Source organism: Burkholderia latens (assembly GCF_902499045.1).
Classification (GTDB): Bacteria; Pseudomonadota; Gammaproteobacteria; order Burkholderiales; family Burkholderiaceae; genus Burkholderia; species Burkholderia latens.
Genome location: NZ_CABVPL010000010.1, coordinates 63,537 through 88,521 on the forward strand (window position 1 = coordinate 63,537; position 24,985 = coordinate 88,521).

At 62.5% G+C, this 24,985-nt stretch carries 17 protein-coding genes and 2 tRNA genes; 7 read left to right on the forward strand and 12 right to left on the reverse strand.

The features are described from left to right. Window position 1: 1 nt before the first annotated feature. From BSE24067_RS10140 to BSE24067_RS10170, 7 genes are all read right to left on the reverse strand, one after another. On the reverse strand, window positions 2-2,038 hold the full coding sequence (locus BSE24067_RS10140; protein WP_151062999.1) for a two-partner secretion domain-containing protein: 2,037 nt from the start codon (window positions 2,036-2,038) through the stop codon (window positions 2-4). A gap of 523 nt (window positions 2,039-2,561) precedes the next feature. After that, the gene (locus BSE24067_RS10145; protein WP_151062970.1) at window positions 2,562-2,840 is read right to left on the reverse strand and encodes a hypothetical protein; all 279 of its coding nucleotides are present in this window, start codon (window positions 2,838-2,840) and stop codon (window positions 2,562-2,564) included. A gap of 9 nt (window positions 2,841-2,849) precedes the next feature. Continuing rightward, a complete protein-coding gene (locus BSE24067_RS10150; RefSeq protein WP_244130420.1) occupies window positions 2,850-11,090 on the reverse strand; it encodes a two-partner secretion domain-containing protein in 8,241 nt (2,746 codons plus the stop codon). A 583-nt stretch (window positions 11,091-11,673) separates the two neighbouring features. Then, entirely contained in the window at window positions 11,674-12,786 is a 1,113-nt protein-coding gene (locus BSE24067_RS10155) for a pyridoxal-dependent decarboxylase (RefSeq protein WP_151062968.1), read from the reverse strand. Between the two features lie 830 nt (window positions 12,787-13,616). Next, a tRNA-Arg gene (locus tag BSE24067_RS10160) sits at window positions 13,617-13,693 on the reverse strand. A gap of 184 nt (window positions 13,694-13,877) precedes the next feature. Next, window positions 13,878-14,708, reverse strand: coding sequence for an undecaprenyl-diphosphate phosphatase (locus tag BSE24067_RS10165; protein ID WP_040143926.1), 831 nt, complete (start codon window positions 14,706-14,708; stop codon window positions 13,878-13,880). A gap of 92 nt (window positions 14,709-14,800) precedes the next feature. Further along, the gene (locus tag BSE24067_RS10170) at window positions 14,801-15,181 is read right to left on the reverse strand and encodes a hypothetical protein (RefSeq protein ID WP_170297419.1); all 381 of its coding nucleotides are present in this window, start codon (window positions 15,179-15,181) and stop codon (window positions 14,801-14,803) included. Between the two features lie 11 nt (window positions 15,182-15,192). Here BSE24067_RS10170 and BSE24067_RS10175 point away from each other — a divergent pair, with 11 nt between their 5' ends. The 5 genes from BSE24067_RS10175 to BSE24067_RS10195 all read left to right on the forward strand — a co-directional run bounded on the left by BSE24067_RS10175 (window position 15,193) and on the right by BSE24067_RS10195 (window position 20,709). Further along, window positions 15,193-16,104 carry an aldose epimerase family protein gene (locus tag BSE24067_RS10175; protein WP_151062967.1) on the forward strand — a complete coding sequence of 304 codons (912 nt, stop codon included), beginning with the start codon at window positions 15,193-15,195 and terminating at the stop codon, window positions 16,102-16,104. 133 nt (window positions 16,105-16,237) lie between these two features. Further along, window positions 16,238-16,930 (forward strand): peptidoglycan DD-metalloendopeptidase family protein, encoded by a 693-nt coding sequence (locus tag BSE24067_RS10180; RefSeq protein ID WP_151062966.1) that lies wholly within the window; start codon window positions 16,238-16,240, stop codon window positions 16,928-16,930. A 372-nt stretch (window positions 16,931-17,302) separates the two neighbouring features. Further along, complete coding sequence (locus tag BSE24067_RS10185; protein ID WP_151062965.1) at window positions 17,303-18,922, forward strand: acyl-CoA synthetase; 1,620 nt, start codon at window positions 17,303-17,305, stop codon at window positions 18,920-18,922. A gap of 79 nt (window positions 18,923-19,001) precedes the next feature. Further along, on the forward strand, window positions 19,002-19,328 hold the full coding sequence (locus tag BSE24067_RS10190) for a DUF2288 domain-containing protein (protein ID WP_151062964.1): 327 nt from the start codon (window positions 19,002-19,004) through the stop codon (window positions 19,326-19,328). Window positions 19,329-19,338: 10 nt separating this feature from the next. Next, complete coding sequence (locus BSE24067_RS10195) at window positions 19,339-20,709, forward strand: MATE family efflux transporter (protein WP_151062963.1); 1,371 nt, start codon at window positions 19,339-19,341, stop codon at window positions 20,707-20,709. A 29-nt stretch (window positions 20,710-20,738) separates the two neighbouring features. Here the strand turns inward: BSE24067_RS10195 and BSE24067_RS10200 are convergent, their stop codons facing one another. Further along, window positions 20,739-20,927 carry a hypothetical protein gene (locus BSE24067_RS10200; RefSeq protein ID WP_151062962.1) on the reverse strand — a complete coding sequence of 63 codons (189 nt, stop codon included), beginning with the start codon at window positions 20,925-20,927 and terminating at the stop codon, window positions 20,739-20,741. 135 nt (window positions 20,928-21,062) lie between these two features. Here BSE24067_RS10200 and BSE24067_RS10205 point away from each other — a divergent pair, with 135 nt between their 5' ends. After that, window positions 21,063-21,233 (forward strand): hypothetical protein, encoded by a 171-nt coding sequence (locus BSE24067_RS10205; RefSeq protein ID WP_167357983.1) that lies wholly within the window; start codon window positions 21,063-21,065, stop codon window positions 21,231-21,233. A 215-nt stretch (window positions 21,234-21,448) separates the two neighbouring features. Here BSE24067_RS10205 and BSE24067_RS10210 read toward each other — a convergent pair whose 3' ends face one another. Next, window positions 21,449-22,255 (reverse strand): GNAT family N-acetyltransferase, encoded by an 807-nt coding sequence (locus BSE24067_RS10210; protein WP_151062960.1) that lies wholly within the window; start codon window positions 22,253-22,255, stop codon window positions 21,449-21,451. Window positions 22,256-22,414: 159 nt separating this feature from the next. Further along, window positions 22,415-22,876: a phosphohistidine phosphatase SixA gene (gene sixA / locus BSE24067_RS10215; protein WP_151062959.1), complete on the reverse strand. Its 462-nt coding sequence runs from the start codon at window positions 22,874-22,876 to the stop codon at window positions 22,415-22,417. 164 nt (window positions 22,877-23,040) lie between these two features. Here sixA and BSE24067_RS10220 point away from each other — a divergent pair. Next, a tRNA-Pro gene (locus BSE24067_RS10220) sits at window positions 23,041-23,117 on the forward strand. Window positions 23,118-24,147: 1,030 nt separating this feature from the next. Here the strand turns inward: BSE24067_RS10220 and BSE24067_RS10225 are convergent. Together BSE24067_RS10225 and BSE24067_RS10230 are read right to left on the reverse strand one after the other, a co-directional pair. Continuing rightward, window positions 24,148-24,399 carry a PAAR domain-containing protein gene (locus tag BSE24067_RS10225; RefSeq protein ID WP_151062958.1) on the reverse strand — a complete coding sequence of 84 codons (252 nt, stop codon included), beginning with the start codon at window positions 24,397-24,399 and terminating at the stop codon, window positions 24,148-24,150. Then, window positions 24,396-24,971 (reverse strand): hypothetical protein, encoded by a 576-nt coding sequence (locus BSE24067_RS10230; RefSeq protein WP_244130421.1) that lies wholly within the window; start codon window positions 24,969-24,971, stop codon window positions 24,396-24,398. Before BSE24067_RS10230 ends, BSE24067_RS10225 begins: the two co-directional genes overlap by 4 nt. Between the last annotated feature and the right edge of the window lie 14 nt (window positions 24,972-24,985).

Sequence of the window (24,985 nt, forward strand, 5' to 3'; positions counted from 1 at the left end):
TTCAGCGCCACCACCACGTCGTCAGGCCCAGGTGCTGGTCAATATGGACAGGCGTGCGCGACGGCGCGCGTACGGTCGTGATGCCGCCGGCCGCCGAGACGCCCTTGCCGCCGCTGAACGAGCCGCCATCGATCACGCCATCGCCAGTCAGCGTCACGCTGCCGTTCGCGGTGAAGCCGCCGCCGACGTCCATCGCGATGATCTGTGCCCACGTGCTGCCGAAAAATGCCTTGAAGCCGCGATGCTGGTTGATCGCCGAATAGCCGGTCACGCCTTGGGCGTACGTGATCGGCGCGTCGACCTTGATGTCGCCGGTCGCGAAGACGTTGCCGCCAATGTTGCGAGCGGCCGTGCCGGCCTTGATGCCGATGTTGCCGCCAGCCTGGATCGTGCCGCCGTAGGGCGTGACGTTGCTCGACGCGTCCGCGTGGCAGAAGATCCAGCAGCTGCGCGTATAGCTCGCCTGCCCAGTGAAGACGGCGGCATTGGTGAACGCGTCCCGCGCGGTGATGTTGATGTCGCCGTCGTTCGTTTGAACGATCCCACCGGAATTCGTGAAGTTACGACCCGAAATCGTCACCGGCCCCTTCGTCGCCGCGATCAACGAAAGCTGGTCGGGGTTGCCGATCGTGCCGTAGTCGACATTGAAGCCGCTCGTCGTATGCGTGAAGAACAGGAAGCTGCCGCCGCGATCAGAATAGGCGGCAGGCTGGCCGCCGTTCGTGCCGCCAGTATGGTCGATGATGTTCTGCACGTCGCCGCCTGCGGTGAGGCTCACGGCGCCGTTGGACACGATTCGGGCGTTTTCGTTAATGATGTTGCCGCCGGCGGTCAGCTTGGTCTGACCGTTGGCGGCAAACACGATCCCGAGATTGTTCGCGCTCGAGCGATTCGTGATGTCGCCGGCGGCGGTAAGGATCACGTCACCGCCGATCGTGGTGCCGTCGCTCGCGGTGGTGCCGGCCTGGATCAGGCTGCTGATGTTTGTGATCGCGCCGCTGCTCGTCAGATCGACCGTGTTGCCTGCGCTCACGGTCGCAGGGCCGGTGGCGTCGTCGGACAGCATGATATTGCCGGCGTGGACGTTCACGTTGTTCGCCGCCGTCACCTGTGCGCCCTGCAGCGACACGGAACCGGGTGTCGTCAACACGACATCGCGCTCTGCCTTCAGGGAACCGTCGGCGACCGTGATGTCACCGTTCGCCGCGACAACGGCGTCGCCGGCGTTCGCGTAGATCTTGCCAAGGCTGTGCACGCCCGCCCCTTGGTCGGTTACGATCAACTGCACGCGGCCGGCCGTCAGGCCACCGGCCGCCGTGATGTCGACCGCGACGGCGTTGCTTTTTGTGCTGGGCGACGACGTGCCGATCAGCCAGTCGTGGCCGTTGTCGGACGGCGAGAAGCTTGTGTCATACGTTGCAGTGCTATCGCCGGCGATCGCGCGAATGCCGCCCGTCGAACTGGTGAAATCGTTGGTCACCGGTCCATTGACGCTCAATTGCTTGGCGATCAGATCGAGGTTCACCAACGTGCCGGACAGCCCGCCGGGACCGATCGTGATCGCGCCGCGGTCAGTGGTGAGCACCACGTTGCGTTGCATCACGCCCGGAGCGATCGTCACGTCGCTGAAGCCAACTTGCCCGGTCGATAACACGACGTGGCCCGTGTTCGTGAAGTTTCCACCGTCGACTGTGATCCCGTTCGGATTTGCCAAGATCACGTTCGCGCGCGGACCAAGCACGTTGATGTTGCCTTGGATCAGTGACGGGTTCGTGCTCGTGACCTGATTGACGATCGTGCGCGCATTGATGCCGACGTTGTTTAGATCGGCACCGGCTTTCGAGACGTTGAACGACGAGTAGGTGTTGTTCGAGACACCGGCGACTGCTGGCGCGATGTTGACGCTCTGCCGGCCGCCCGCGCCGGGCGATACCGACGTCGCGGTGCCGCCGTCCGGTACGATGCCAGCCGCGTAGGCCGCCCCTGCAAGACTTGCCCAAGCAACGATCAAGTACTGAGAGAGTCTTCTCGGCTGCATATCACCTGCAATTAAATAAGGATTACAAACTTGTATGTTTTTGATCGGTCCCATCGGCGACAGAACGGTATGCGTTGTCATTGCCAATGGCAACGCATCAGCACCCTGCGCGCTCGCCTTCGCATACCCGCGTCCATAGATGCGGAGCGGCTTCGCCAACGGCGGTCTAGATGCAGTTCGTTATCCCAGTTTTTCGCCCCGACGCGCCTTTCGAGCTCGGCGCACGCACTTGGTTAAAGATCAACGCACCGCGAGGTACGGAATCTAGAACGAAGCAGCTCCCGCACAGAGCCTGCTCAAAGTGCGGAGCGCCAGCGGCGACAGCACCACGCTTGTCGCCCAACCAATCGCGCCGAATCCAGCACCTTACGCGTCACGCGTTCGCAACACCCCGCGGCCCTAGACGCGGCGTGGCTACGCCAGCAACCGCCGCCCAAATCCGGATCGTCATTTCAGTTTTTGGCCAGACGCGCCTTTCCACATGACACACCAACACGCCACTTCATCGCACCACCTTGTCCTCTCATAATGGCAGCGCGAATACCTCGAACCGACACCATTGTGGGAAATCGCCCATAAAAATGAAAAAGTCGTCTATGTAGTTAAGCCCAAGCTTCTCAAGCGTTCTCATACAGTCATCTGCTGCATCGCCGCCGAAAAACGGCCCCAGTGAGATTAATTCATTTGATTGGTCAAAATATCGTTCAAAGTGAAATTCAGCAAGGACCGGAGACAAATCCACTCGCTTTTCCTCCAAAGCCTTGCGGCGCACCACAATTCCGAAATCTGAAGAAACTCGCATGCCTACCTCCTACTTAGCTTTTGGCAGAATCACGCCATTCGGCACATTAATTTTAACGTTGTAGATCGGCCGGCTCGCCGACGGTTGCAATATCTGGAAATTATTAGATGCATTTCCGGGTTGCAGCATACCACTTGGCACGGCGAAATCGATTCGCACGGTCCCCTTTGCGCCCGGAGGATATGGTGCTCCCGCGGTAGTCACGTAGACTTGCGGTGTTCCATTTTGCGGTATCCCGGAAGGAATTGCTGTTCCTTGATTTTGAACCCACAGTGATGCCTCGGAGGGAGATACCCATCGCGAAACCGTAACATAATCTGGCGGCAATGGACCGCTGGCAGCGCCCGCACCCAATGGATATACGGCGTACGTATTCGGCGGTGGTGCGATCGTATTCTTGGCTCCACCGAACGCCATCGGATTTGGGGTTAGGACACTAACGCCATTTCCTTCATCGACGACCGAACTTTCGCCGAATTGGGCTCGCTCCTTACTTTGCTGCTTGTGTAGTTCATCTTGCGCGCGCTGCGCCTCGCTCTCGTTCTTGTCGCCCCAGTGGTCGCCCGCACTACTATTATTCAGCGCCTCGTTTTGCGCGGCCGTCGCACCGGCCAGCGCATTCTGACCGGCGAGTCCGGCAAGACCACCACCTGCGAGGGTCGCGAATGCAGCCAGTGCGGCGATCTGTGCCTGATCAAGCGGCGCATGCGTCGGATCAATCGTACCCAACACAAGCGGCGAAAGTACTGCGCTGGCGGCCCCGCCGATCGCACCACCTGCGCATCCTTTTCCTGTCACGGCACCTGCGGCACAGCCGAGTGCAGCATGCTCAGCAACATAAAGCGGATTGCTCGTCGTCCAGAAACCGGTCCTATCATTAAACGCGTTACCGATTGCATAGGCACCAACAGCCGCCGCATCGCTCGCCGCGCTATCGCGTAGATTCGTCAGAAAGCTACCGCCTTCGATCCCCGTTTGTATCCCCGCACGAAGCGCCGCATCTGCCGCCAGCGCTGTCATTTGCATCGGCAGCGAACCTGCTGTCGACGCGCCCGCCTGCGGCACCAACGTGTTTCCGAGGTTCTGCACGCCGGCCAGCGACGCAATGCTATTGGGCGAACCGCTTGCGCTAAAGCCCAGGCCGCTGCCATCCAGCGTCAGGCCATCCGTGAGCCCCGCCGTCAGACCACCGACGGCCGCAGCCTTCGCGACATCCGTAATATTGAACGACAGGTTCGACAGGAAGTCGTTCGCCGCGCTACCTACTGCACCAGCAACCGCACCTGCAATCGCAGCATTCGCTGCTCCACCAGCCGCGAACGCCGAACTTGCCAGAATACCGGCCGCCGCGTTTGCTTCGGCAATTGTGCCGCCGGCCGCCAGCGTCGCCATCCCCGCATCGGCCGCGGCCACTTGCATCCCGGCCACGGCCGCCGACGCCGCACCCGCCGTCAGGATCGAGATCGCAACGATCATCGCCATCTGCACAACGATGATCGGCCCCATACCGCCGTCCTCAATGACGTCGGTGTGCAGATTGTTGCTTACCGTGGACTGCGTGAACTGGTTGCCAAGCTGGCCCTTCAGGTTCGCCAGCATCTGCTGCGTCGCCGCCTGATTGACACTGCCGTCGGCGTTGATTTGCTGCAAGGCTCCGCCGATCTGGTTCAGGCTTTGCACGTTCATGTCGTAGTTCATCGCCGACATGAAGCCACCTTGCTGCGTCACGGTGCCCGTCGTTACCGCGACCCCACCGTCGACCTCCTGATAGATCGTGCCGACATTGGTCGACCGTTGCTCGTTCGTGAGGCTCTGCGTGTTTACCGTCAGGTTCTGCGCGGACACGGCCCCGGTATTCAGGATGCTGTTCGCGTAATTGAGTGCAACGTTGGTGCCGGTAATTTCGCCATCGGCGCTGACGACCGCATAGTTCTTCGGCAACAGCACTTCAGGCATGAGCGCCTGCACCGTCGGACATGCTGCACCGCCAATCGCCGAGCATCCCGGCTCCGGCACCGTCTGCTCGACGTACCAGAGCATCGGCGCATTGATCTGCGCAAGCTGCGCGTCGCTCAACTGCGTGCCCAGCGCAATGTTGTTCTGCTTCGCATACTCGAGCGCGGCACCGTACAACGCCGCCTTGTCGGCATTGTTGATTGACGCTTGGCTCGTGCTGTCCGTCGCGTTCGGCGTACTGTAGAAACTGCTCTTGCCGGTCGCTTGCAGCGCGGCCTGTTCGATCTGCTGGTTCTCGGTATACGGATCGTAGTAGAACGGCACGCTACCCGGCCGCAGGTTGGATGGCAGGGCGGCGATCAGCGACGCCGACGAAATGGAGTTGACGACCTGCGCAGCCGGGTTGTTGGTCAGATAAGTCGCCGTGACCGTTTCACCGGAGATTGTCTGAACCGTCTTGATGGTCGGCGTAATCGTCTGCGCGACGCTCGGTGCCTTGGGCTTGCCGATCGTCTCTACCCCAACCGGCGTATTTGGCGGCAAACCGGCGGCACCCGTAACCGACGTGCGTTGGCCGTTGAGATTCGTCACGAAGCCCGCCGCGTTGACCGTCGTCGCCACGCTGCCAGGGACAGCCTGCGGACCGAGTGACACGACCTGGCCAGATACAACCGGGGGCGGTGTATAGACGTTAGGGTTCGTGATCCCGTTCACCAGCTGCGAACCGGTCAGGGCGACGCGCTGACCAATCACGTTCCCGGTGTTGGTCAGCGTCGGCGAATTAACCGACAGCGTATTGCCTGCCTGAATCGTGCCCGGCACGAAGTCCGACATTCCGACCGATGACGGCAGCCCGGCCGGATCTTGCGCCGCGCCGTTGCTGTACGCGCTCCCGTACAGTTGCTGGCACAGCGCCGGATTGTTCGCGCAGCCCCATGCCGGATAGGACGCGTTGTAGTGCGTCAGATTGCTGGCCCAATACGCGGACAGGTACTGATTGTCCGAGTGTGCCGAGTTCGTCGCATTGATCGTGACGTTGTTCAAGGCAGTCACGACGCTGCCAGTATTGCTGAACGTGCCTGCATTCAGGCTGACGTTGTGATTGGCGGTGATAGTTGCAGGGCTCGCCGATTGCACATCAACATACGCTTCACAGTTGCTCGTGCAACCCGTAAACGGTGTTGCAGTTCCGTAGTTCTGGTGGACCTGCGCCGGCGCGGCAATCGTATTCGTGAGCGTCGCTGCATTGATCGTGACGTCGTTCCCCTCGATCGCGCCCGAGGTATTGGTCACGCTGGTAGTCTGCGTCGGGCTGACCACCGTCGTGCCTGCGCCCCCGATGACGACCGTGTTTTTAGCGACCAGATTCCCGTAGGTATTGGCGACCTGATCGGCGGCGATGACGAGATTGTTGCCCGCCGTCACGTTGCTGTTGGTCTGCTGGTAGCTGTAGGTTTCCGAGTTCGGATTGGTCGTGGTCGACCCATTACATCCCGAGAACCCGGACGCACAGCCAGCCGTGACGGTCTTCGAACCGGTATTTGCGCCTTGGTTCGTGAAACTGGCCGACCGGATCGTTACATCGTTACCAGCGGCAAGCGTCCCGGCATTGGTCAGATTGCCGCCGCCCAGATTCAGGTTATGGCCCGCGATGATCTGGCCTGCTCCGCCTTGCACCGTCACCGATGACGACGTGGACAGCGGCGTCACCCCGCCTACGGGGCTAAGCTTGATGCCCGACGGATCGAGGTAGTCGCCCGGATACGGTCCAAGCGTCAACGCGCCCACCGGGCCAAAAAAGTCATTCCAGATCGAGATCGCCGAGGGCGCCTGCGACAGGAACCGGTTGATCGATGCAAGGTCAACCGTGTCCGTCACGGTCGATGTGTAGGTCGATCCCCCATTCGAGAGCGACTGAAGATTCAGGTTGGCATCATTGCCCGCACTTACGGTGCCACCCTGATTCTGGAGAGCATTGGCCGTCAGGTTCAGGTTGTGGCCGGCGGCAATGGTTGACGCCGCGCCAGCAACGCCACCCGTGGTCGTCGTTGTTTCCGTGACCGTCGGCAAGACCACGGTCTTGGTCGCGAGCGCCGCGCTTTTGTTTTTCGGCGTTTGGACAAACCACAGATTTGCGGTGGTGGGATTTCCCGTGCCGCTGTTTCCAGTCGGCGCGTTCACCTGCACAAACGTCACCGACCCACTAGTTGCCACAGGCGTGCTATTCGGTACGTTGGGGTCGTTGGTGGCCCCCGTCGGCGACAACGCATCGGCCAGCGTAACGGTCTGCGGCGTTTGATAGACCTGACAGCAATAACCGCCTTCGGATCCGTAGAACTCGCTGTGATCCCAAATATCCGTCCCGACCACCAGCGACATGATGAGCGGCGAATTCGTGACCGTGGTGCTCGTCGTGGTCGTCGTGCCACCACTCGTCGCGGTCGAATTGATGACATTGTTCGCGTTGATCGACAAGTCGTTGAGCGCGGTCAGTTTGCCGCCTGCATTGACCAGATCCCCCGACAATTGGATCGTCGCGTTGCCACTGCCTGCCGGGCTATTGCTGTTGCCAGCCTTCGTCGTACCGCCCGAGTTGTCGTAGCTCGTGCCGGAGATCGTCAACGTGTTGGCGGCCTGGACGGTGCCCGCATTCGTTCCCGATCCGTTCAGCGTGAACGCGTCATTCGCCGTCACCGTCCCGCTCGCCGCGTTCGCCAGCGATCCGTTGATCGTCAGATCGTTGCCATTGATCGCGCCCGTATTGCCGACCGCACCGTTCAGGATCAGCGATCCCGTGCCCTGGTTGATCGTGCCGGCGTTGTTGATGCCGTTGGTCGTCGAGACGGTGACGGCCGTACCCGGCAACGTCCACGTCCCGGAATTGCTCACCGACTGCGCGGACAGGTCCAGGCCGTTGCCGCCATTGACCGTCCCATAACTGGCTACCGATGGGTCGAGCGTCTGGTTTGGCAGATTCAGCGTCGCGATGTTCTGCGCAAGAATCCGGCCGTTCGTGTTGTCGAACGATCCATTGCCGCCCGTGACCGTCACTGTCGTGTTGCCGATCGGGGCGGTCGGACGGTTGACATCACCCGAGAAGATGAGGCCGTTCGTGTTGCTCAAGCTCCCCGTCGTCAGATTCAGCGCATTCGTCGCGAGCAGACTGCCTGAGTTGGTCGTTGCGCCCGAGATATTGAAATTCGCCGCCGGCCCGTAGATCGTCCCCGAGTTGTTGAGGTTCGTCGCGGTGACACTCGCCGTCCGCAGCGACGACAAGCTGCCCGAGTTCGAGACGGTCGTGCCCGACACGTTGAGATTGCCGGCCGCCATCTGCCTGCCGACGTTATTGACCGTGCCGCCTGCCAGCGTCGCGTCACCCTTGAAGGCGGCGGTGCCCCCCGTCGTGACGCTCTGCGAGCCCGTGATCTTCGTCGTGCCGCCCACGACCGCGTTTGCGGTCGTCACGTTCGCGCCCGACAGGGTCGCGTTGCCGCCCACCGACAGCGCCGGCGCCGTTGCGCTAAAAGGCTGGTTAAGTTGACCCGCCGACGTGTCGAGATTATTCGTTGCCGTCGCAGTCAGATTGCCACCGGCCGCCACGCCCTGCGTCGTGATGTTGGCCGCCGTGAGGCTCGCATTCTTCGATGCGATCATCTGGCCGTTGAGCGTCAGATTTTGGCCCACGCTCACGGTCGCGTTGCCGGCCGTCGCCACCGGACCGGCGGCCGTCAGATTGCCAGCCTTCGCATTCACGCTCAGATCGCCCAGGCTCGTGATGCTGCCTTGTGCGTTGACGTCCGTACCGGCCGTGATCGTGGTCGCGCCACCCGACAGTGCATCGCCAGTCAGCGTCGCGCTGCCGTTGGTCGCCGTGAGCGTGCTGGTGCCGACCGCGGTCGTTGCACCCAGCGCTAGGTTCTGCCCAGCGGTCGCGCTCAGATTGTTCCCGGTCTGGATTGCGCCCGAGATGGCAACGTTATTCCCAGCATTGAGTGTCGTGTCGTTCGCGACGCTGAGCCCACCCGTGCCATTGATGTCGCGGCCCGCCGTCACGCTCGCGTTGCCGGTATTGTTAACCGCGACGCCACCGTTCAAGTTCGCATCACGCGTTGCAGCGATCGTCGTATTCTGACCGCTCTGGATGCTGCCGGCTACGGTCACGTCCTGCCCAGCATTGATGTTCACCGTGCCCGGCGTCGAAACGGCTCCCGCGACAGAAACGCTGCCGGCGCTCGATCCGATCGAGGCATTGCCGCTGCTGTAGACCGTGCCGCCGAGGCTCACGCCCTGCTTGCCGTTAGCGTTCAGCGCACCGAGCGATACCACATTGCCGATCGTCGAGAGCGACCCGCCGTTTGCCGCGAGCGTCATGTCGCCAATGGATGCGGCGGTTCCTTGTACGCTCGTATTGCCGCCCGACGTCACGCTCAGATTGCCGCCGCTCACGACGTTGCCGCCGAGCGTCGTGTCCTGCCCCGCCTGAATCGTCACTGCGCCGGGCGCCGATACCGTGCCACCGAGACTCGCGTTCGTGCCGGCCGTCGCGTTGATCGTGCTGCCGCTTTGCACGGCGCCGTTCAGAGCAATGGCCTGTCCCGCGTTCAGATTCACCGCGCCTTGCGAGGAAGTGACGCTCCCTTGCCCCGTGATCGAGCCGGCTTGCGTGGCAATGGTCACTGGCCCCTGAGCCTGCACCGTGCCGCCGACAGCAGCGTCCTGCCCGGCCGTCACCGACAGCGCAGCATTCGACTGCGCGTTGCCGTTGACGGTCGCCGAACCCGTTTGCGCGGCGATCGTCGTGTCGCCGACACCCGATACCTGCCCGTTCACGGTCGCGTTGCGCGCGCCGCTGAGCGCGACGGTGCTGCCGCCCAAGACCGCGCCGTTGACGGTCAGATCCCGCCCTGCCTTGGCCGATATCATGCCGGGCGCACTCAGACCGCCTACCGTCAAGTCGCCATTGATCGTTTGCAACGCGACATCATGCGCCGTCAGCGAACCGACAGTCATCGACTGCCCGGCCGTGAGATTGGCCGCGCCATTGGCTGCGACCGAAGCAGCGTTCAGATTGCCGCCGGCCGTCATCGAGACGTTCTGCCCAGCCGATACCGAACCCGGCGCGTTGATGTCGCCGTTCGCATTGACCGTGTAGTTCTGGTTCGCGAGCCCCGTGCCGCCGATGGTCGTGTTGCCTGAGCTAGTCAGCGCGACGTTCTGGCTCGCGAACGTTTGACCAACCGACACGTCACCATTGGCGTTGACGACCACATTGCCGGCCGTTGCCGACAGCGGGCCTTGCGTGTTCACGCCCATTCCGGACGCCGTGGACACGATATAGACGGTGCCCGACGTGACCGAGCCATACTGGTTCGCATCGACCGCCACGGTCTTGCCGACGGCCGCGGCGGTATTCGCGGTGCCGTTCGCCGCAGCACCATACGTGGTGCCGGTCGTGTCGCTGGCTGTGGGCGTGACGAGCTGGTTGCCAGTCACCACGTTGATGCGCTGATCCGCGCGCAGTGGGGCATTGAGGGTGACACTTTGGCCCACCAGGTCAAGGTTGCCCACGGTGCCTTCAATGCCTGCGCCGGGCGTACCGTCATTACCCGCCGGCCCGTTGATTGAAATGTTGCCCGAGCGCACGTCGTAAGCCACGGCGCCGGCATGTGCAAAATCGGTTGCAGTGCCACCGACGCCCGTCAAGAATTGCGGCGTGCCCGTGGTCAGCGTCAGACTCGGAACGTTCGTCAGCGCCATGCCGTTCACGGAGATACCGCCGGGGGCCGCGACGATGACAGCCGCTGGCGAGCCGAAGACCTCGAGCGGCCCGTTCAGCGTCGCGATGTTGTTGGTCGTGACCTGGTTGATGATCGTCGTCGCGGGTCGGCCGTTCAGGTTCGGGTTAGCGCCCAACGTGCCTCCCAACAGCGCCGTACCTGAGACGGTGCTGTTATTGAGCACTAAACCTCGCGAATCGATATCAAACGATTGGTATTGTCCAACGCTGATCCCGTTTGCATTGGCACCCGGGATATTGATAGCGGGCACGCCCGCGCTGGTCTGCGTGACGGAAGGTTGGAACGGAATCGGCGCGCGCGGATCGGTGATGGGTGCAGCGTGCGCGGTTTGATCGGCGAGAAAGACGGCCGGGCTGAAATACATCACCACGGTCATGAGCCAGGCAGTCGCCTTGAGCCAAGGCGGGTGGCCTTTCTCTTTCAGTGAAGCGCGATCGAAGATGGCTGCTTGTTTGGCCGTTTCCCGTTGAACGTGCCGTTTTTCGATCTCGCGCATGACGCGGCGCATATGTCGTTCTCACTCAGTGCGTTTTGCCGGGATACTCGCATACGCTGGATCGAGTGATTCTCAACAAATGTCATGCCGCGAATTGAACACAGTCGCTCCAACAGCCACAAAATCGATTCGTCAATGCGACGAACTCCGGCCCGCGATTTCCGCCGGAAGTCAACAAACGTCGATCTCGTCGCACCAGTAGCACCAGACGTGGCTCAGCACTGACACCAGAAACGATGCCGTTAGCGGAACAAACGAATTGATCTGATCACGACGACGAAAGAGTCTACCTGTTCGGCAGCAATCAGCTAACAAAGTGAGCGAGCTTGCGTATCCGCTCGATACCGTAATCGGTTACCGTGGCCTGCGTAGCTGGCGTCCCGGCACCAACTGCCGTACCCGCCTGTGCTCGAAAGAAAACAGAGCTGGAGGAAGCCGTGCAAAACGGGCATCTCCGTCTTTGCGCGGATTCGGAATTCGAACCTGTACGTGACGTCGATCTACCCTCGCTCCAGGAAAATGCGCCGCGCCCATACCTCTACATTGAGCCCTTCAAGTGCTGAATGATGCCCTTACAACCCTGTTAACTTTGTTGCCGTGTGATGTCTCGAATTAGTTCTTCAATTTGCGCCTTGCCTGTGCCTGGCGTTACAACGAAATGACTCACATCTCCCGGCGGCATTTGCCATTTTCTTCTGACATTTTCCGCGGGGGCAGGAAGAAAAACGGTGATTGCACCCGGATTACACCGGGCGTCGATTCCGTAGGCATTCAGCAGCATCTTTGCCTCGTTGGCTGTTCTATTGCATTCGACGAATCGAGTTCGAATTCCTTCCACCCCGTGCTCTCGAATTGTATGCCACAGAGTGAGGGTGGCATAAATGTGATTCTGTAGAAAAACGGGAGCCCAATCGCACAATGAAGTTTCGTGGTACCCCCGAGTGGCGCGCCGCTCGTCGCTTTGATGCCTCAAAAAGATGCCGCATGGCACGGGGGAACCGAGAAAATAGTGGCCACACACCGTTATTGAGTCGGCTCCGTCTGAAAAATCGAATGCCGATCGCGGCTCAACAAATGGAGCGTAAGGACCGCAAAGAGAGGCATCACAATGGATATAGATGTCTTCCATTCCGCAATCAGCCATAATACGCCGAATCACTGCAATGTCGTCTCGCCCCTCTTTCAAATCAGATCCAATGTTGGCCACGACGATGGCTGGATGCCGTCGTCGCGCTCTTACCTGCAGACAAAGATCCTCGTAATCCATTTCCCCCGAGTCGCTGACTTTCACTTCGACATGTCGAAGCCCCAATAGATATATGGCATCTCGGATGCTGCGTCGACTTTCTCGAGAAAAATAAACTATTCCATTTGGAAAAGACTTGCGCGCGAAGTGCAGCCCCAAAACATTTCCCTCTATTTCTCCGCCTGTCAAATTCCCTTGGCACTCGCGATGATTTCCTCGAAACAAATTAACGAAGAAATCCTTGATTTCTTGCTCGAATCGCTTGGGACCCGAGTCACTACATTCGAAGCCGAGCGATTGCTCATAGTCAGCAGCGGGAAGTGCAAGAAACGGCGCCAGGGAGTCAACGTCAAATCCGCGTGCATATGCGCGCCCGATGCTCCGCGCATTCGCATTTCGCATCCATTGGTACAAACCTTTCAGTAGCGCCTGGTCGTCTGCATTTAACATTTTCTTCTCGTCAACGTTAATTAGCAATATAAATATTGGTGCTATTTTTTGGCTGGCCGCAATCTCCGTGCAAATATAGATCTGTGCTGACGCTATTTCCAATGCAACAAATGTGAAAAGAATCTAAACAATCCACGCATGAACGCTTCGAATGCCCAGATACTGGTCGCAATTGCGGAAAAAACAGCGTCGATTGCCTGAAAGGCCCGCCCCTTGAACTAGCGGGTGCGTATGTGGATCTTGTTGGCGGGCGCAGAAGGGAGGCGATTAAGTTTGACGGCCCGATGGCCGCGCAGACGGCCCAGATACGCGAACCAAGTATCAGGACTACCGAAGCACCAAGATGTGGTTCGGTCAGGGAACACACCAACAGAGCGACGTCATGCCCGATTGCAGCTAATTCCGAATACCGACCTTCTTGATCGATCGAGATGCGTCTCCAGCCAGTCGATGTGCGCTAGGGCGCCGTCGAGAATGTGCTAGAGGATCTCCCGAAATACGTAGTCTTGCGCCGATTCGCAATACTCGATGCCTTCCTTGCATGTCGACTGGGACGCGCGCTCGGGCTTCAGATCGCCTTGTGGAATTTCTCGGACGGGTTTCGCGGATCACGGAGAACCTACGCCATTGCTCCCACGCGCCAACGAACCGCAATGGAGCCGCAAAAATTCACGCGACAAATCCCGGCCGAACTGTCGGTGATCCACAGAAATGGCACTGTGCGGCAACGACGGCCAATCATGTCGTTAGATGTGTAGACCTAGTGTAGACCTGACCGGTCACAAGAAAATAGGGCCCATACACATAAACATGTAACCCATTGATTTCACTGGCCCGCCCTACACGATTCGAACGTGTGACCTACGGCTTAGAAGGCCGTTGCTCTATCCAACTGAGCTAAGGGCGGTCGCGGAGAAAAGACACGGCCGCACGACCCGGACCGCATGTGACATACGAGGCCTCGATCAACGCAAACACAATCGCGAAATTCGAAGCCCCGAAACGCAACGGGCCCGGCATGAAGCCGAGCCCGAAATTATACCCGATCGTCGCGTCATATCACGCGCGACGCGCGACCGGCATCGCAGCCCTCAAACCGGCTGCGGATGCAGCATGAACCACCCGAGGCAAAACAGCCCGGCAATCACGCAATACACGCCGAACGAAGCCAACCGCCCGCGCCCTTCGAAATAGCGCATCAAAAACCGCACGCTCAGATAGGCGGCGATCGCCGTCAACACACCACCAAGCAGCGCATCCGCGAGCTGATCCCGCGCATGGAACAGCTTCGGCAGTTCGAGCACACCCGCCGCGAAAATGATCGGTGTGCCAAGCAGAAACGAAAACTCCGCCGCCTTCTCTGCGGTCAACCCGGCCGCGTTGCCGGCGATCATCGTCAGCCCGCTGCGCGAGAAACCGGGAATCAGCGCGCCGATCTGCGCGAGACCGACGAAGAACGCCTGCTTGAACGTCATCTTCTCGGGCGGCTGGTGCGCGCGGCTGCGCTGGATGCGATCGCCGATCCACAGCAGCACGCCGTTCACGATCAGCGCGATCGCGACGATCCGCAGGTCGTGGAACACGCGCTCGATGCGCTTTTCGAGCAGCAGGCCGACGATCCCGGTCGGGATCGTACCGATGATCAGTGCCCACATCAGGTGCCCGTCGTCGTTCTTGCGGCCGCCGAGCTGCGCGAAGAAGCCGCCGATCAGCGCGATCCAGCGCGCGCGGAAATACCACAGCAGCGCGAGCGCGGTGCCGAGGTGCAGCGCGACGAGGAACGGCAGCAGTTGGGGCGCATGCTTGTCGATGTGCATGCCGAACAGCGCCGGCACGAGCAACGTGTGGCCGAGACTGCTGACGGGGAAGAGTTCGGTAACGCCCTGCAGGACGCTTAGGAATACCAGAAACCAGAGACTCACGCGTCGGTCCTTTTAGTGGTGATCGATCGGGTAGGAAAGCGGACGACGCAGCGCGCGTCCGAAAAACGCGCCCCGATTATGCCGAGCAAGGATTACCGCGCCAAGGCATTTGGCAGCTTATTGCGGCGATGCACACAAACGCTTGCAATATGTAAGCGCGCAGAAAGCAAAAAGCCCGCCATTTGCATGGCGGGCTTTTCGAATCCGGCACAAATTGCAGTCAGCGGCCGAGCTGGTAGAAAAATAGTACCGTGCTGCCGGTGAACATGCCGAACAGTGCGATTCCCATTGCCATTGCCAGATCCATGGCCTCTCCACAAAGTGTCATGACCCGGCAACATCACCGGTTTAGCGCCATTATCCGGACCGTCGGCACGCTGAAAAACTCGCAATTTCCCGAGAAGGGTTTTCCCGCACCGCATCGCGGCCCGATAATGGAGCGCGCCATCGCGCATCCCGTCCACCTCGTTCATACCGATTCGCCATGCCGATCTTCCAGCAGCACGACATTCACGAACTTCACGCCGGCCCGTCGCTCGTCCGGGTCGCCCCGCAATTCGGCGGCCGCCTGCTGTCGTGGCACGTCGACGGCGAACCGGTCATCTTCTGGCCGGACACGGCCGACTGGAGCAATCTCGCGCGCGTCCGGGGCGGCAATCCGCTGCTGTTCCCGTTCCTCGGCCGCCATCGCGTCGACGGCGAACTGGGCCGCTGGCGCGATGCTGCCGGCGTGGTTCGCGACCTGCCGATGCACGGTTTCGCGCGCGACCTGCCGTTCGTGGCGCACCCGACGCCCGACGGGGCCGCGCTGTCGATGACGCTCGATGCAACCGACGCGTTGCGCGACAGCTACCCGTTCGATTTCCGCTTCGAAGCGACCTACCGGCTCGCCGATGCGCACACGCTCGACGTCGCGCTCACCACCACCAACCGCGGCGACACCCCGCTGCCGTACTACGCCGGCCACCATTTCTACTTCGCGCTGCCGCATGGCGAACGCGCGCAGACCACGCTCGAATTGCCGCCGACGCGCCGCTGCATGCAGCTCGCCGATGGCTCGATCAGCCCGCTCGAACCCGGCAACGCGTCGTACAGCCTCGGCGATCCGGACATCCTCGATCGCTTCCACTGCATCGACGGCCAGCCGTCGACGCCGGTGCGCATCGTGATGCCGGGCCGCGGCCGCACGATCGAGATCGCGCTCGACGTGCCGGGCTCGATCCCGTGGTATGCGGTCACGACGTGGACCGAAAAGCCCGAATCGGACTTCTATTGCGTGGAGCCGTGGCTCGGCCTGCCGGACGCGATCCACAACGGCCGCGGGCTGCGCATGCTCGCACCGGGCGCGACCGAAACGGCCTCATTGCGGATTCGCGTTCTGCCGCTCGCCGGCTGACCACGGACGCACGTCGGCGATGCGCGCCGGCCGTGCGCGGGCCGCGAAACTGCGGTGCGCGGGTCGAACCCGTTAAAATCTGACGTTTTGTGTTGCCTGTCGCGTCGCGCGCGGCAGGGTTTTGCGAGGTTCAATGTTCGGAACAACAACGAAGCGGCTCGTCGCGGCCGCCTGCGCCGCGCTGCTGGTTGCGTGCGGCTCCGCACCCGTCGGCCCCGGGTTCTACCGCGTCGAGCGCGGCGACACGCTGTACAAGATCGCGCGCGAGAATCGCACGTCGATGGCGAACATCGTGCGCTGGAACCAGATCTCGAACCCCGACGCGATCGAAGTCGGCCAGGTGCTGCGCGTCGCGCCGCCGCCCGGCACGACGAGCGCATCGACCACCGGCACCGGCAGTGCCGGCCGCAGCCGGCCTGCCCCTGCCGCGCCGGTCGAATCGGCGGTGAAGCCGGCCTCCAGCATCGCGCTGATCTGGCCGGCCGCCGGCAACGTGGTGCGCACCTTCGACGGCTCGAAGTCCAAGGGCATCGACATCGCCAACTCGGCAGGCACGCCGGTAGTGGCCGCCGCACCGGGCACCGTCGTCTATGCGGGCAACGGGCTGCGCGGCTACGGCAACCTGATCATCCTGAAACACAACGCGGATTACCTGACGGCCTACGCGCACAACCGCGCGCTGCTCGTGAAGGAAGGGCAATCGGTCACGCAGGGGCAAACGATCGCGGAGATGGGCAACAGCGACAGCGATCGCACCGCGCTGCACTTCGAACTGCGCTACGGCGGCCGCTCGATCGACCCGGCACGCTACCTGCCGGCACGCTGAGCGCGGCGATCGACGGGCGACACGCGATGCCGGCATGCATCGCATGTCGTCGCGAGGGCAATCGGGAAGGTTGTGTCAGCGCTTGCGCAGACGGCCGGTGAAACGGCCGGACAGCGGATCGACGCAGCTGGCAAACGCCACCAGCGCCCCGATTCCGAACAGGCTGAACCCCGCAGCTATCAGAAGCAAATCCATGGTCACATCACTGTTTTGTCGTGATCTTATGCGTCATTGTGGAATCGTGCACTGAGCCGCACCGGTTGCACGAGTCAGAACATTCCCCTATCCATCAGACGCCATTGTGATTTCGGTCGCGTGAAATGCCGATGTACACCGTCGCCGCGACGACGACCGACGCCAAGGAGACACGCGATGCTGCCCGCCGCCGACCGCTACGACGACCTGCTCTCCCGCTTCGTGTGGGACGTTCCGGCCCGCTACAACATCGGCGTGGACGTCTGCGACAAATGGGCCGACGGCAGCGGACGCCTCGCGCTGATCCACGAAACGGCACAAGGCGACGTGTCGCGCATCACGTTTGACGACCTGAGGAATGCTTCTAACCGGCTCGCGAACAGCTTCGCGCGTGCGGGCCTGCAGCCCGGCGACCGCATTGCGATCTTCCTCGCGCAGGGCCCCGAAACGGCGGTCGCGCATCTCGCCGCGTACAAGCTCGGCGCGATCGCGGTGCCGCTGTTCGCGCTGTTCGGCGCCGACGCGCTCGAATACCGGCTCGCGAACAGCGAAGCCGCCGCGCTTGTGACCGACGCGGCCGGCTTCGCGAAGATCGCGCCGCTGCGCGGGCGGCTGCCGGCACTGCGCACGTGCTATTGCATCGGCGACGCGGCACCCGACGCGCGAGGCGTGCTGCACTACGACGCCGCGATCGCGGCCGAATCGCCGGAGTTCGTCCCGGCCGACACTGCCGCCGACGATCCGGCATTGATCATCTATACGTCCGGGACGACCGGCAAGCCGAAAGGCGCGCTGCATGCGCATCGCGTGCTGCTCGGTCATCTGCCAGGCGTCGAAATGTCGCAGCAATGCTTTCCGCGCGACGCGCGCCTGTTCTGGACACCTGCCGACTGGGCGTGGATCGGCGGTCTGCTCGACGTGCTGCTGCCGTCGTGGCATCACGGCGTACCCGTGCTCGCGCGCCGCTTCGAGAAATTCGACGGCGAGGCCGCGTTCGCGCTGATGGCGCGGCACGGCGTGACCCACGCGTTCCTGCCGCCCACCGCGCTCAAGCTGATGCGCACGGTCCCGGCGCCGCGCGAACGCTACACGCTCGCGTTGAAATCCGTCGCGAGCGGCGGCGAATCGCTCGGCACCGAATTGACGTCCTGGGGGCGCGACGCGCTCGGCGTGACGATCAACGAGTTCTACGGGCAGACGGAATGCAACATGGTGCTGTCGTCGTGCGCGGCGTTGTTCGACGCGCAGCCCGGCGCGATCGGCAAGGCCGTGCCCGGCCACACGGTCGCGATCGTCGACGCGCGCGGCACGCCGCTACCGCCCGGCGTCGAAGGCCACATCGCAGTGCGCCGCCCCGACCCGGTGATGTTCATCGAATACTGGCGCAATCCCGCGGCGACACGCGACAAGTTCGCGGGCGATTACCTGCTCACCGGCGACACCGGCACGCTCGACGCCGACGGCTTCGTGCGCTTCGTCGGCCGCGACGACGACGTGATCACGAGCGCCGGCTACCGGATCGGCCCGGGACCGATCGAGGATTGCCTGCTCACGCATCCGGCGGTACGGATGGCGGCCGTCGTCGGCGTGCCCGACGCGACGCGCACCGAGATCGTCAAGGCGTTCGTCGTACTGAATCCCGGGCACGTCGGCGACGACGCGCTCGTCCGCGCGCTGCAGGCGCACGTTCGCACGCGGCTGGCAGCGCATGAATACCCGCGCGCGATCGCGTTCGTCGACGGGCTGCCGATGACCGCGACCGGCAAGATCGTGCGCCGCGCGCTGCGCGACGCGTGAGACGGCCGCTGCCGGCCGCGCGGAGGATCGACGCGGATGGTTTATAGTGGCGCCCACGCAGTCTTTTCAGCACACATCGATGTCCTCCGACCAACACGAATCCGCCGCGGGCGCGTCGCACAGCCCGCTTTACGCCAAGCTCCTCGGCGAAACCGCCAAGATCGACTGGTGCGATCTCGAACGCTTCTTCGCGCAGGGCAAGCTGCTGTCGGTCGCGCGCGATCTCGATCTCGTGAGCGTCGCGGAAGCGATCGCTAGCGACGACGCGGAACAGGTCACGCGCTGGCTGTCGTCCGGCCTCGTCGCGCGCATGCCGGCCGAAACCGCTGCCGACTTCGCGGCGCGCAATCCGGAGCTGTGGGCGGTCGTCGTATCGCCTTGGGTGTGCGTGCAGGAACGCGCCTGACGCGTTCGCCATGTCCGAATCCGCATTACCGCACGGAGCCGGCGCCGCGTCGGCTGCCGTCTCGCACCGGCGCGTGCTCGCGCTCGCGTTTCCAATCGTCCTCGCGAACCTGACCCAGCCGATCCTCGGCGCGGTCGACACGGCGGTCGCCGGCCATCTCGACGGCGCGCAGTATCTCGGCGGCGTCGCCCTCGGCGGGCTGTTCTTCAATTTCGTGTTCTGGGGTTTCGGCTTCCTGCGCATGGGCACGACGGGCCTCGTCGCGCAGGCGCACGGCGCCGGTGACGCCGCCGGCATCCGCCTGAACGTGCTGCGCGCGTTGATCGTCGCGTTCGCGCTCGGCGTCGCCGTGCTCGCGCTGCAAGGACCGTTGCTTTCGCTCGCGCTGACCGCGCTCGGCGGCAGCGACGCCGTCCGCACGACCGCGCTGGCGTACGCTCACGCGCGGATCTGGAGCGCACCGTTCGCGCTCGCGAACTACGTCGTGCTCGGTTATCTGCTCGGCGTGCAGCGCGTGCGGCTCGCGCTCGTCGCGCAAGTCTTCATCAATGCGGTCAACATCGGCGCCGTGCTGCTGTACGTGTACGGTTTCGGCTGGGGCATCGCGGGCATCGGCGCGGCCACCGCCACCGCGGACGCATGCGGCTTCGCGCTCGGCGCATGGATGCTGTGGCGGCTGCGGCCGCGCGGCCTTGCGCCGATCGCGGCGCGTGCGCTGGCGGACCGCGCGGCGCTCGAGCGGCTGATCGTCCTCAATCGCGACATCTTCCTGCGGACGCTGTGCCTGCTCGGCGCGTTCGGCTGGTTCGCGCACCTCGGCGCGAAACAGGGCGACGCGACGCTCGCGGCGAACGCGCTGCTGCTGAACTTTCAGACGTTCATGGCGTACGGGCTCGACGGTTTCGCGCACGCGGCCGAGGCACTCGTCGGCGCGGCGGCCGGTGCACGCGACCGCACCGCGTTCCGCCAGGCCGTGCGCGTCACGCTGCTGTGGTCCGCGCTCGGCGCACTGCTGTTCACGCTCGTGTACTGGGGCGCCGGCGGCTGGATCGTCGCGCGGCTGACCGACCAGGCCGAGATCCGCGCGGTTGCGCTCCGCTACCTGCCATGGGCGGCGATCTCGCCGATCGTGTCCGTGTGGGGCTTCCTGCTCGACGGTATGTTCATCGGTGCGACGCAGACGCAATCGCTGATGCGCGCGATGGTCGCGTCGTTCGCGATCTTCATCGCCGCAACGCTCGCTGCCGTCGGCCCGTTCGGGAATCACGGGCTGTGGTTCGCGCTGCTGCTGTTCATGGTCGCGCGCGGGGCGACGCTCGCGCGCCACCTGCCGGCGCTCACACGGCGCATCGGGGCCGACGCGCCGGCGGCCGGCGCCTGACGGCCATACCGCGCCGCCGTCCGCACCCGTTATTGCGCTGGCGCAGCCGTTGGTGCTGACGCGGCCGGTTGGCCGAGCATCGACGGCGGCGTCATGTCGGTCGGGACGCCGTGATAGTCGGCCGGATCTTGCGGCGGGCCGCGACGCGCGTGACGGGGATCGCTCGCACAGCCGGCAAGAATGGATGCGGCCAGCACGGCCAGCATGAAACGGGTCATCGGGAAGGCTCCGGAAAACGGCGCGCCCATCGCGCGCCAGGACCGCGCCGAGTCTAGCGGAATTCCGGCTTAGGGGTCGTCCCGCGCATGTCCTACTATGTAGCCATGGCGCTGTGCCGTCGAAAGGAGGCTGCCATGACGTCTGAAGAAATCGCTGGCCTGATCGGCCTGTTCATCGGCCTGATGGTGCTGGTCGCCCTGTCGTACTTCGAGTCGCGCGAATACAAGCGCAGCCACGGCGGCGAAGGGATGATCCATCACTGGATGGCGGAACACCACCTGCTCGACTGGCGGCGCAAGCACTAGCCGAGCCGCCCTGCCGTCCCGGGCCGCGGCGCCGCACGCGCGGCCCGCTCCGAACGTGCGCATGGCCGCACGGTGGACGTCGCGTATCGTTCAAATTAACGGGGCCGGATAAACCGGCATCGGCCGAATGGCCGAACGCCGTCGCGTGGCGGGTTGCCGCGCGACGGCGTTCGCTCACGTGCGCGCCGTGGCAGGCGCGCCGCGTTCCGGTGCGCTTAGCCCAGGAAGTGCCGGGCGTAGCGGGCGTTGATGTCCGACAGGCGGAACAGCGTCAGGAAATCCGCGCAGTTGAAGTCGGGATCCCACGCCGGTGCGCCGCAAATCTTCGCACCGAGGCGCAAATAGCCCTTGATCAGCGGCGGCGGCGCGACGACGGTACCCGTCTGCAATTCGTCGACCGGCAGTGCCGTGTGCGGGAATGCGCGATATTCCGGCGCCGTCAGCGAGCTGGCGGGCAGCGACTGGTACAGGTTCGCCGCATAGTGGCCGCCGTCGGCCATCGACACGCTCGCGCAGCCGAGCATCGTCTCGTAGCCGTTCTGCATCATGTACGCGCCGAGACCGCCCCACAGCGCCATGATCACGGCACCGCTGCGATAGTCGCTGTGCACGCACGAGCGGCCGACCTCGACCATCTTGCCGCGCAGGTGCGTCAGACGCGACAGGTCGAATTCGCCTTCCGCGTACAGGCGGCCGACGCGCGCGGCCTGATGCGGCGGCAGCACGCGGTACGTGCCGACCACCTTCAGCGTGTCGAGATCACGCACCAGCAGGTGGTCGCAATACGCATCGAACGGATCGACGTCGAGACCGGACGGGCCGCTGACCTGCGCGCCCATCTCTTCGGCGAACACGGTGTAACGAAGGCGCTGGGCCTCGCGGAGCTCGTCTTCCGTGCGCGCCCACGCGGCACGCAGACGGTACTCGGATGTGACGGTTTCAGCAGCGCGCGGCAGATGACGCCGCGACGTGTCGAGGGGAAGCGAGGCAAAAGGGAGCGTAGGCGTCGGCAGTTCTCGCATTAGGCTTTCCTGATCGTAAGGAATAGGACGACATGCCAGCCAATGTAGTAACCGGTCGTTACCGTTCTGTGGCACGACCGTGTCCTTTCAATGACGTGTCGCCGAATTGACTTTAGCAGAAAGCTTGCGGAACCGTACGAACAATGCCTTCAAACCGCTTCAGACAAGGTCCGGCGTCAGTACGGCGCGCAGCACGGCCTGACGGTTGCCGTCGCGCGTGCGGCTCGCGACCCATACGATGCCGCCCTTCTTGATGCTCCAGCTGTCGCCGTTGCCGACGATCAACCGCGCGGCGACGCTGCCGAGCGTCGGCTGGTGCCCGACGATCACGACGGTCGGTGCGATGCCCTCGGGCCAGCCGGCGGCTGTCAGCACGTCGTCGACGCTGGCGTCGGGTGCGAGCGCGTCGACCGTGCGGTACTGGTCCGTCAGCGCCTCGACGGTCTGCACGGTGCGCGCCGCCGGACTTGCGAGGATCACGGAGCTCGATTCGAGCCGGCCGCGCAGCCATTTGGCCATCGCCTGCGCTTCCTTGCGGCCGCGGGCCGTCAACTGACGTGCGAGGTCGTTTGCCGCGTAGTCTTCCGCTTCGGCGTGGCGCCACAGGATCAGGTTCATCATGATGTCTCTCCATGCGTCGGGGCGAACGATCCGGTCGCGCACATCGCGTGCCGGATGTCATCCTCGAGAATTGTCGCCAATCGTGAGCAATTCGTGATGACAGGTGCCGTATGAATAACGTGATTGACCCGGGCTCCGATTAGGCGATAGAATCTTCGGCTCGTCGGAGCGTAGCGCAGCCTGGTAGCGCATCTGATTTGGGATCAGAGGGTCGAAGGTTCGAATCCTTTCGCTCCGACCAAAGGAATCAAGGGGTTAGCTGATGCTAACCCCTTTTTCTTTTGTCGCATCCAGCCGTATTGATACTCCTTTGCTACCGTCTAGAGCGATTTCCATAAGGAACCGCACCCGATGGCACGCCGTCCTGTCCCGATCCAGCACCGCCTTTTCATCGTCCGCGCCGACTCCCGGAAATGAGCGCCTACCCCAAAGTACTCCGCGACGATCCCACCATGGGGGCTTGGGAACTACTTCGGCGCAACAATTAGTACGCGCAGGGCTATGCCGACTGGTATCACCGCATCAAGGATGTCCCCCCTGTCCCGTTTCCCAGAATGTCCTCGATCGATACTTCTGCTATCCGGAAACCTTGCAAGGTATGCCCGCATCGGAATCGATACTTCGCCATGCGGCCGTTATAGACGGGCGACAAGCATTCGCCTCCGCGCTCTCGCGCACGATCCTGTATCGGTTTCAGGCCGCCTTGATATGACGACGCTCAGCTCGTCGTTCGGTGGAGCACTTTGCACACAAATGATCGGCCAAGACCGAAGTGGCGCTGGCCTCAAACTTATGGCTTGCAGCACAGACAAACCGGTAGTGTGCGCTTTTCCACGATACCGCTTACTGAGACACTGACCTCCAGCCGAGACAGCCGTCTCGTGCATTTGAGTCATCGTCTGCTCGCCCCAGCAGTTAAGGCATCGTACCGAGCGCTGCGTCACTCGGACGAGGCGCAAAAGACTGGCACCCAACTGGGAAGATACGTGTCCGTTTTCGCAACGAAACCGGTACTGATGCGAGACACCGCGCCACTCGCGGGCCATCAGCGTGAATCCCGCCGTGGCGAGGTAGTCACGAATTTTCGAGAGGCGATCGCTGCCGGGGACCATAAAAACCGCTCGTGTTACCAATAAGAAACCATGTGATACCCAACAATCCCGCCTGGAAAAAGTGTGCCGGGTATTAGGTGCTACACATCAGCGATGCGCAGATTTCGATACACGTCCGATTACGGCTGTCGACACAGTGCAAACGATTCGATCTCAGGCTCACAGGAGACTTGAGATCAGGTGGCAGCCGCACGTGGCGCGATGGCCGTGCCGTGCGATCGGGACGCCACCGTCCGTCATCGACGTGTCGCCTTCCTCGATGAGGTTAGGCGACACATCAGGATGCTGCGGGCACGACACGCGATCACCCTTGCGCGCGACATAGCGGCCGTCGAAACGCATCGTATTTGAGCCGGTTTCAACCTTGCCGCCGTGATCGGTGTCGTCACCGATGCGGATGAGATTCATCATTTCGTGGTCTCGCTGACAGCCGGTTGCCGCGGGGCAGTGCCAAGGCTGTTGGATCGCAGTCGGTTACTTCTTACCCAGCCGCGAACTGGGCTGGTTTTCCTCGGATTTTGGTAAGCCACAAACGTGAATCCATGATAGCTAGTGTACGCATCGACGGATTCTCCAGTCAAAATAAAAACCCCTGGGGTTTTACACGTATAATCTGGTGCTGAATAGAACTGAAGGCGACCGCTTCCAATGACTGCCATCCCGCTTTGCGATCGAGGTATGTCAATAGCAAGCTTCGACGCCTGCTTATTGAGTTCGTCGCAGTTCGAAGCCGCTTTCGATGGCTTATAAATACAATCCGAAATGAACTTTCGGTATTTTGACTCATTCACCTTCAGTACGTCTGGATGTTCAGGGTCTCGTGTCACATCCAACGCCTTCATCGAATTTGTATCCAAATTCACCCAGCCAATGGACACTTGCCTGTCAAGATTGTCGGGGCTATCCGCAGCAACATACAGTCTGACGCTATAGACCCCATCGGTCACATCCTCAATATCAGCGTGGATGTCCTTCTTGTTCATTGCAACGTGCTCAA